Origin of the sequence: Neisseria sp. HMSC03D10 (assembly GCF_001807625.1) — a bacterium.
GTDB classification, from domain to species: Bacteria; Pseudomonadota; Gammaproteobacteria; order Burkholderiales; family Neisseriaceae; genus Neisseria; species Neisseria mucosa.
Window position 1 is genome coordinate 1 of the sequence record NZ_KV789560.1, and the last position, 9,618, is coordinate 9,618.

7 protein-coding genes are annotated in these 9,618 nt (G+C 47.5%); 1 reads left to right on the forward strand and 6 read right to left on the reverse strand.

Annotated features, from left to right (window positions below):
• Positions 1-267: 267 nt before the first annotated feature.
• Positions 268-1,248 carry an imidazoleglycerol-phosphate dehydratase HisB gene (gene hisB, locus HMPREF3066_RS07720; RefSeq protein WP_045074087.1) on the reverse strand — a complete coding sequence of 327 codons (981 nt, stop codon included), beginning with the start codon at positions 1,246-1,248 and terminating at the stop codon, positions 268-270.
• A 29-nt stretch (positions 1,249-1,277) separates the two neighbouring features.
• Positions 1,278-2,357 (reverse strand): histidinol-phosphate transaminase, encoded by a 1,080-nt coding sequence (gene hisC / locus HMPREF3066_RS07725; RefSeq protein WP_070441813.1) that lies wholly within the window; start codon positions 2,355-2,357, stop codon positions 1,278-1,280.
• A 512-nt stretch (positions 2,358-2,869) separates the two neighbouring features.
• Between hisC and dacB the strand changes: the two genes are divergently transcribed.
• Complete coding sequence (gene dacB, locus HMPREF3066_RS07730; RefSeq protein WP_060975405.1) at positions 2,870-4,279, forward strand: D-alanyl-D-alanine carboxypeptidase/D-alanyl-D-alanine endopeptidase; 1,410 nt, start codon at positions 2,870-2,872, stop codon at positions 4,277-4,279.
• A gap of 102 nt (positions 4,280-4,381) precedes the next feature.
• On the opposite strand, the gene lpxH is transcribed toward dacB, so the two are convergent.
• From lpxH to HMPREF3066_RS07750, 4 genes are all read right to left on the reverse strand, one after another.
• Positions 4,382-5,089 carry a UDP-2,3-diacylglucosamine diphosphatase gene (lpxH, locus tag HMPREF3066_RS07735; RefSeq protein WP_070441817.1) on the reverse strand — a complete coding sequence of 236 codons (708 nt, stop codon included), beginning with the start codon at positions 5,087-5,089 and terminating at the stop codon, positions 4,382-4,384.
• A 91-nt stretch (positions 5,090-5,180) separates the two neighbouring features.
• Entirely contained in the window at positions 5,181-6,596 is a 1,416-nt protein-coding gene (locus HMPREF3066_RS07740; protein ID WP_070441820.1) for a PIG-L deacetylase family protein, read from the reverse strand.
• Positions 6,597-7,163: 567 nt separating this feature from the next.
• Positions 7,164-8,972 carry an aspartate--tRNA ligase gene (gene aspS, locus HMPREF3066_RS07745; RefSeq protein WP_060975472.1) on the reverse strand — a complete coding sequence of 603 codons (1,809 nt, stop codon included), beginning with the start codon at positions 8,970-8,972 and terminating at the stop codon, positions 7,164-7,166.
• Positions 8,973-9,035: 63 nt separating this feature from the next.
• Positions 9,036-9,494, reverse strand: a complete 459-nt coding sequence (locus HMPREF3066_RS07750; RefSeq protein ID WP_060975473.1) for an Ivy family c-type lysozyme inhibitor — start codon at positions 9,492-9,494, stop codon at positions 9,036-9,038.
• Between the last annotated feature and the right edge of the window lie 124 nt (positions 9,495-9,618).

Sequence of the window (9,618 nt, forward strand, 5' to 3'; positions counted from 1 at the left end):
TGGGGGCCAGTTCAGTTTTCAGACGACCTTTTCTTTTATCGTCATTTAGACAGAAATTTCCTGCTTCGTTATTTCTATTCAAGCGGGAACGATGGTTGACGACTGAAACGGTATCAAAGATTCAGTATATTCCCCATACTTTCCGCAATCTCGTCTTATTTAAAACATAAAACAGCAAAAAACACCGATAATTAAGCGTCCTTATCATGTTCAAAGGTCGTCTGAAAACCTATTTTCCGGTTTTCAGACGACCTTTTTTAAAGCGGATTACGCTTCGCTTTGCGCTTCTTCTTCAACGGTAACTTCAACGGCAACGGATTCGTCGCTCAAGGTGCCTTTGGTGGACGGGGTTTGTCCTGCCATGCGCGGGTCGTATTCTGCCGCCATGCGCAGGGCGCGGCCGAAGGCTTTGAATACGGTTTCGGCTTGGTGGTGGGCGTTGCTGCCGCTGAGGTTGTCGATGTGCAGGGTCATCATGCTGTGGTTGACGACGCCGTGGAAGAATTCTTCAAACAGGTCAACGTCAAAACGTCCGATGAGGGCACGGGTGAAGTCGATGTTGTACACGAGTCCGGGACGGCCGGAGAGGTCGATGACAACGCGGCTCAAGGCTTCGTCGAGCGGAACGTAGGCATGGCCGTAACGGCGGATACCGGCTTTGCTGCCCAAGGCTTGTTTCAGGGCTTGTCCGAGTACGATACCGATGTCTTCGACGGTGTGGTGGTCGTCGATGTGCAAATCGCCTTTGCAGGTGATGTCGAGGTCGATCATGCCGTGGCGGGCGACTTGGGCAAGCATATGCTCAAGGAAGGGGACGCCGGTGTCGAGGCGGTATTGTCCGGTGCCGTCGAGGTTGAGGCTGAGGGTGATTTGGGTTTCGCTGGTGTTGCGTGTGATGCTGACTGCGCGGCCTTCTGCGGGCATATGGAATGCCGGTGCAGCGGCTGCGGCTTCTTGGGCGGCACGCTCTTGGCGGGCGGCTTCGGCGGCTGCGGCTTTTTCTTTATCTTTGCTGTGGTCGCGGTTTAACCAGCCTTTGCGTTTGTGCATGCCGGCTTCGAGTTTGGCGGCAAGGCTGGGGCGGATGCCGCGCGCTTTTTCGTCTTCTGCCTGCTCTTCAAGGCGGCGTTTCAGTTGGGACAGGGATGCCGCGTTGTCGTAACCGCATTTGCGGGCAAGTTTGGTCAGCGAGCCTGCTTCTTCAACAAGCTGCAGGAAATTGGCAAGGTGGAGTTGAGTGATGGTCATAGGTTTACTCTCTGTGAGGTTTTAAAAAATCAGGCATAAAGCTTGCGGATAATGTCCAGTACGGCATCGTTTTGCTCGGGACTGCCGATGGTAATGCGGACGCACTGCGCCAAAAGCGGATGCGTGCCGTGGAGTTTCTTAATCAGGATGCGGTTTTCTTTAAGCGTGTTAAACAATGCGTCTGCATCGGGAACACGCACGGTAATGAAATTCGCTTCGCTGGGGAAGGCTTTCAGACGACCTATGGCGGACAATTCGTTGAAAACGCGTTCGCGTTCGGTTTTCAAAATATCGATGGTCGTCTGAATCGTGTCGTGGTGTTGCAGGGCGAATTTGGCGGTCGCCAAGCTTAATTGGTTCATATTGTAGGGCGGCAGGATTTTCGCCAGCTCGCCCATTACGGCGGGGCTTCCTGCCGCATAGCCGATGCGCAGTCCGGCAAAACCGATTTTGCTGATGGTGCGCATCACGACCAGATTTTCGATGCTGCCCGCCTGCGGCAGAAAACTGTCGCGGCTGAATGCGCCGTATGCTTCATCGACCACAACAATGCCGCGCGCCGCGCGGATAATGGCTTCGACTTCTTCGCGGCGGAAGCATACGCCTGTCGGATTGTTCGGGTAGTCGATGAAAATCAACGCGGGCTGATGTTTGTCGATGGCGGATAAAACAGCGGGCAAATCAAGCGTCAAATCTTCATTGAGCGGCACGCCGACATAATTCATGCCGTACAGCTCGGCATTGTGCCGATATATCACGAAACTCGGTTCAACCGCGAGCATGGCCGCGCCTGATTGGGCAACGAGCAGGGTCAAGAATTGGATTAACTCGTCCGATCCGTTTCCTAAAGCGATGGCGGCAGATTCAGGAATGTTGAAGGCTTTTCTTAAAGTTTCCTGCAGCCCGCTGGCGGCGGGATTGGGGTAAAGATGAATCTGCGCTTGGGCAATCAGCCGCAGCCATTCGTTTGACAGCTCGGGAAAACGGGCAAACGGATGATACGGGCTTTCCATTGCATCCAGCTTGATGAAGCCTTCGGGCAAGTCGGCAATTCGGTAGGCGGACATAGCTTTGATGTCGTCGCGGATGAAATTAGCTATATCTTTCATAATTCCCCTCCAGATTCTACTATCTCAAAATAATTCAACGATTCCTCCGCAATATAACACAACTTTTTTAAATAATCACTGAAGAAATCAATAAATAATTGACACCACCGATAAAAAAGACATATCCCTTATTTATTTTATTTGATACCAACTTAACCATATATTTTTAATAGATTTTAATTTTTAATATTATATCCCAAAAAATACCCGATATATATATTTGAAATTGAAAAATATCGTATTTTAGAGACCTATTTACCGTTTTATGCAATATTCAATACAACTATCCTTACACCTCCATTTATCTAACTTATCTTTTAAAATAGGTAAAAATTCTGTTTATTTATATAAATTCAAAAAATACCGGCTGATGCATTAGATAGCTTTTGTTTTAGAAGGTAATGAATCCAAAATAGGTATATTCAAGACATTGATGCATCTGATTTATTTTTTACCATCATGATACTTTGTCTTATAATTATGCTTTATGTATTTTCAGAAGTCTCAACAATATGAATTGGAAAAAAACGGTAGCGGCATGGTATTTGTGTTTAATGCCGTTCTCTGCCTACGCCTTGAATCTCGGCAATATCCCGCCGGACGAAATCGCCGTTTACGCTCAAGAATTGGACAGCGGCAAAGTTATCGAATCACACAGAGCAGATGCTTCAGTCAACCCGGCATCGACAATGAAGCTGCTAACAGCATTTTCCGCCTTTGAAGCTTTGGGTAAGGATTACCGCTGGAAAACGGAATTTAAAACCAACGGACATATTGAAGGCGATTCGTTGGAAGGCGATATTTATTGGGTGGGCAGCGGCGATCCAGTGTTCGACCAAGACGGGCTGAAGGACGCCCTGCAACAACTGCAAAACAAAGGCATCAGGCATATTAAAGGCAGCCTGGTACTCGACCGCCATCTCTGGGGTACCGTCGACAACCCGCCGGATTTCGAATCCGACGCAGGTTCACCGTTTATGACCGCCCCCGATCCGAATATGCTGGCTTACAAGGTTGTCTGGCTCAGACCGGAGTCAGATGGTGCAGGCGGCATTACCGTCGAGACCTCGCCACCCTTACCCGATATTCCTATTGAAAACAAAACCGTACTGTCAAACGCTTTGAAATGCGGCGCATTGCAAAATCATATGCGTGCCAACTATTCCGATGGGAAGCTACATATCGGCGGTAAGGTTCCGGAGAGTTGTTTAGGCAAAGAAATGCATATCAATATGCTCTCCTCCGTAGAATTTGCACACAAAAGCTTTGTAAATCAATGGCGCGCACTCGGCGGTACGATTTCAGACGATCTCAAAACCGCTTCTGCACCGAGTAACGCAAAAACGCTGGCAGTTTCGCGCTCCAAACCGTTGTCAGACATACTGACCGATATGAATAAACATTCTAACAACCTGATTGCACGGTCCGTATTCTTAAAACTTGGCGGCAACGGCGACAGCGAAACCGCACGCAGAAAAGCAGCGGAAGCGGTTTCCCTGGAATTGGCGACTGCAGGGGTAGATACGGAAAACTTGGTTTTGGAAAACGGTTCGGGCTTATCGAGAAGCGAGCGCGTTACCGCGCACATGATGGGGCAAATGCTGGAAAAAGCCTATTTCAGCCCGTTTAAACAAGAATTTATCGACACGCTGCCGATTGCCGGACAGGACGGAACATTGAAAAAACGCCTAAAGCAACCCGGCAGCCGACTGCGTCTGAAAACCGGCACGCTCAAAAACGTGCGGGCACTGGCAGGCTACTGGCTGGGCGACAAGCCGATGATTGTCGTCGTAATCATCAACAGCCCCAAAGCCTCAGCCTACCTTCACGACTTGGATGCGCTGGTTTCCCAAATAGTCTTACCCGGAGGAAACGATTGGATAGACGCAAAACTGACCTGCAAAGAGCGGATGGCAGTTTAAACCCTGCCAGAAATAATCCGACTTTGATTTTCCGTCATTAAAAAGGTCGTCTGAAAACTTTCAGACGACCTTTTATATTTTCAACATTTGCAAATCAAACATCTATAACTCAACAAACCTGTATCCGTACTCATCAACTTCCAATATAGAAGCATAGTCGCTACGCCAATCTCCCAGCACAATACGCGTATATGCGTTCTCTTCGTGGATATGTTCGCGGTGCGTATGTCCGTGAATCAGCAAGCTGACGCCGTAATTTTGGATGGTATCAGAGGTAAACTTGGGATTGACATCCATAATTTCAGCAGCCTTATATTGCTTGTCGTGCTTACTGGTATGGCGGATTTTACGCGCAATATTTAAACGCAGCTTGAGGGGCAACATGAGAAACAACCGTTGCAACCATTTTTGATGAACTGTTTTCCTGAATTTCTGATAACGCACATCATCGGTACACAAAGTATCACCGTGGCAAATCAAAGCCGGCGTACCGTATAAATCGACGACAGAATATTCCGGCAGCAGTACCATGCCCGCTTGCCTTGCGAACTTCCCACCAATCAGGAAATCACGGTTTCCGTGAACAAAAAAACATTCCACCCCGCCCTCTGCAACGTTACGGACGGCACGGGAAACAGTATCCGTCAATTCGGAATGTTCGTCGTCCCCTATCCAAAAATCAAATAGGTCGCCCAAAATATAAACCGCCCTCGCAGACGGTGCTTTTTCACGCATGAAACGCAAAAACAGCTCGGTCAACTCAGGACGGGATTCGCTCAGGTGTAAATCAGCAATAAAATAAGTCGGCATAACGGCTGCAATATATGAAATCTCAGGCCATTATAGGTTTTCAGACGACCTTTGTATATTTAAAGGTCGTCTGAAAACATTTCAGATCGGATCAATGAAGGTGATTCTTCCCGCCCCGAGAAATAATTTTTCGGTACGTCTCCTGATTGTGGACATCGCTGACAGGAACAACATAAAAAAATTCATTGCTGCGGACAAATCGGTTGACCAGATCCACATGGATAGAAGTAATATCGTGATACAGCAGGCTCAAACCCTTGCGTAATACATATTTCCAATCCATGTAATTGCGTGCATTCGGACGAATATCGTTCATCGCATCCAATGCCAACAATTTATGGTTTTGCGTTTTTTTATCAACGGGATGGGAATAAATTGAATGGAAATACAACATATCGCTACTGTCTTCTTCGCTAAAAAACGGCGGCAGACTCAACGCAGCACCGACATTCCCCAAAGGATAATCGTCGGTCAAATAGTGAACCGTATATAAAAACAGCGAACCGTTGGTGTAATTCAACTTTCTCAATGCCTCGACAGCGGCGATGGTAGTACATTGATGATCGGTATGGACATCAATATTCGGCGAAGGCGTAACGATAACATCAGGACGGAATGATTCGATGACGTAAGCCATATTGTCCACCAAATCATGCCAATTCGAACCACCGTGCAAACCCTCTGATATAACAGACTTATTGGCTCTCCGGAAAATACCCACATCTGCCGTTTCCAGCTTCGCAGAAGGAATTTCACGTTCAGGGTGGTTGTATAAAGTTTTCAGCGTTGTATCAAAAAAACCGAGCTGCAAAATGTTTTCAGACGATACCCCTGCCAAAAGCGGAACGGTCAGACTGTTCCAGACCCGCATCCGCCCCTTTTCCAAATATTGCTCCTTAGTTTCCGTTGGGCATTGTTTGCAGAAAAGGTTTTCATAATGGAAACGCCCCGCTTCGCTTGCCGTTACCGTTACCACCATCGCATTTGCAGCATATTTTTCATACAGGCCGTAAGCTGCCAACTCCGCATCGTCAGCGTGCGGCGCAAGCACTAGGATTTTTTTATCATCCAAAGACATACGCGGATAAACAGTCAGTCTGACTTCCTGATTTTTCAACAAGACCCTTCTGCCCCACAAGGAAATTTCCCGACTTTCAGCATCAAACATATCGCTGAAGTTCAAATATCTCACGCCTCTACCGCCAAATTCGATGTAATGTTTCCAAATACCTTTGCGGGTTTCAATCTTAATATAGGGCAACAACCATTTGCCCAACAAAGAAGTTTCAACACTGACCGCAGCCAAGACCGTATCATTAATATCCACTTCTTGAGGTAGTTTTATAACTCCACCCTCCAATCGCGCTACAAAATGCTGGGGCAAACAGTCATAGCGATAATCCTGCGTAACGTTATAGGCAAAGCGTTTAATATGCATCCTCATGATAATCATCAAGAAGCACATTATCCCAAGAACAAACACCGCAAGTATTGTAAATAACAACATTATTCACCTCTAAAATTATTTTTCATAATATTACATTCCAACTTCATCCCTTTGGATTTATTACTTAACAGTCTTCGCTAAACAAATAACATAAAAACTCAAAAACAAACGCGATATGGTGAAATTTTCTTATATTTTACGAAGTTATACAAGTATTAAAAATCAAAATAACAAAAAAAATAAACAACCTTAACATTGGATTTGTTAAAAAATATTAACTGTAATAAATATTACATGATGCAAAACGTCCTATTTATATAAGTCCTTCCTGCAAATAGCGCATAATCATAAGAATAATAACAATCCTAGATTCAATATCAGACAACCTCTTTTACCACGATGCACTCCCCTTTTTTCCCTGCTTACAAAAATCAGCAACGGCTTTCGAATACATACAAATCAAACAGATAAAACTCCCCAAAGCATGAACCATGCAGCAAATCCGAATTAAAAAGCTCTTTTCCGCAATACTTTGCTACCAACAATGAAAAAGGTCGTCTGAAACCCGTGTAATTAGGTTTCAGACGACCTTTTGGCTGTCAGGTGTTGCCCACCTGCTTTTAAAAATTACGCTTCTTTATTTTCGGTCGCTTTTTGACGCAGGCGCAAACTCAATTCGCGCAGTTGTTTGTCGTCCACGGAATTCGGCGCGTTGGTCAGCAGACATTGGGCGCGTTGGGTTTTCGGGAAGGCAATCACGTCGCGGATGGACTCGGCGCCGGTCATCAGTGTTACCAGACGGTCGAGGCCGAATGCCAAACCGCCGTGCGGAGGCGCGCCGAATTTCAAGTTATCCAAGAGGAAGCCGAATTTTTCCTGCTGCTCTTCAGGGCTGATTTTCAGCGCGGCGAACACTTTTTCCTGTACGTCTGCGCGGTGGATACGGATAGAACCGCCGCCGATTTCCCAGCCGTTCAACACCATATCGTAGGCGCGTGCCAGGCAGTTTGCCGGGTCGGAAACCATCAGGTCTTCGTGACCTTCTTTAGGCGCGGTAAACGGATGGTGTACGGCAACGTAGCGGTCAGCGTCTTCGTCGTATTCGAACATCGGAAAATCGACGACCCACAAAGGTTTCCATTCGTCCACGAAGTAGCCGTTGTCTTTGCCGTGTTCCAAACCGACTTTGATACGCAACGCGCCGATGGCTTCGTTCACGACTTTGGTTTTGTCCGCGCCGAAGAAGATGATGTCGCCGTTTTGTGCTCCGGTACGGGCAATGATTTCTTTCAGGGCGTTTTCAGACAGGAATTTCACGATTGGAGATTGCAGGCCGCTGTCTTCGCCGTTGGAGAGGTTGCTGACATCGTTCACTTTGATGTACGCCAAACCTTTCGCGCCGTAGATGCCAACAAATTTGGTGTATTCGTCGATTTCTTTGCGACTGAATTTCGCGCCGTTCGGTACGCGCAGGGCAACCACGCGGCCGCCTTTCATGTCGGCTGCGCCACGGAAGACTTTGAATTCTTCCGTTTTCATCAGGTCGGTCAACTCGGTGAATTTCAGGCTGATGCGCATATCGGGTTTGTCGGAGCCGTAGTAGAACATGGCTTCAGAGTAAGGCATACGCGGGAAGTCGCCCAAGTCCACGCCCAGCGCGTCTTGGAAGACTTGTTTTGCCATACCTTCGGTGATGTCCATGATTTCATCCTCGTTCAAGAACGAGGTTTCCAAGTCGATTTGGGTGAATTCGGGCTGGCGGTCGGCACGCAAGTCTTCGTCGCGGAAGCACTTGGTGATTTGGTAGTAACGGTCGAAACCCGCCACCATCAACAGTTGTTTGAATAATTGCGGCGATTGCGGCAAAGCGAAAAACTCGCCCGGATGAACGCGGCTCGGCACGAGGTAGTCGCGCGCGCCTTCGGGAGTGGAGCGGGTCAGCATCGGGGTTTCGATGTCGATGAAGCCTTGCGCATCCAGATAACGGCGGACGCCCATAGCGACTTGATAACGCAGGCGCAGGTTGCGCTGCATCACCGGACGGCGCAGGTCGATAACGCGGTTGGTCAGACGCACGTTTTCGCTGATGTTTTCGTCGTCAATTTGGAACGGCGGCGTAGCGGCAGCGTTCAAGACTTCGATTTCTTTGGCAAGGATTTCGATTTTGCCGGAAATCATTTTGTCGTTGGTCGTACCTTCGGGACGGTTGCGCACGCGGCCGGTAATGCTCAAAACGTATTCGTTGCGGGCGGAATCGGCAGTGGCAAACGCTTCGGGCGTATCGGGGTCAATCACGACTTGGACGATGCCTTCGCGGTCGCGCAGGTCGATAAAAATCACACCGCCGTGGTCGCGTCGGCGGTGTACCCAGCCTTTGACGGTTACGGTTTGGTCTAAATATTGCTCGCTGATCAGGCCGCAATAGTTGGTACGCATAAAATCACCTTTTTATATTGTTCAATTTGAAAAGAAGGAAAAGGTCGTCTGAAAAAAGACACCTTAATTGTTTTGTTCTTTACGCCATTCTGCCTTCAGAAAATTTAATTCTGCTTCCGTGGGCTTACCGTAAATGTAGATTTGATCCGGATTGTCTGCAGAAAAGGAGTCATCATTTTTATAAACAACATGATAAGCAGCGATATGTTGCTTGTCAGTCAGAATATACATGTTGTTGCCTCCGCAGTTATGCGGTTGGCACATGGTGGTGTAGTAATAGGTCTTGCCGCCGATTTTCACACTTTCCAGCGGCGGCATTGGCCCTGCCATTTTACGCACCCAATTGTGCATAGGGGCTTTGGGTGCATGTTTGCCGACTTGTTCGTGCCAAAGCTTTTTGAAAGCGGGTTGTTTGTGCCAATCAAATAGAAATACCTCTTCGCCTTTACTGTTGGTTACAGGTGCGGAGACGGCTAGATTGGGCAGAAACAAGGCAAGCAATAAAACAGATAAATATTTCATGTTTATATTTGGAGGTTGAATAAACTTTCAGGCTGTCGGTTTATGCGTTCAGCTCGTCTGAAAATTTCAGTAGTCACGATTTTCCCAACGCCAAAGTATAGTGGATTAAATTTAAATCAGGACA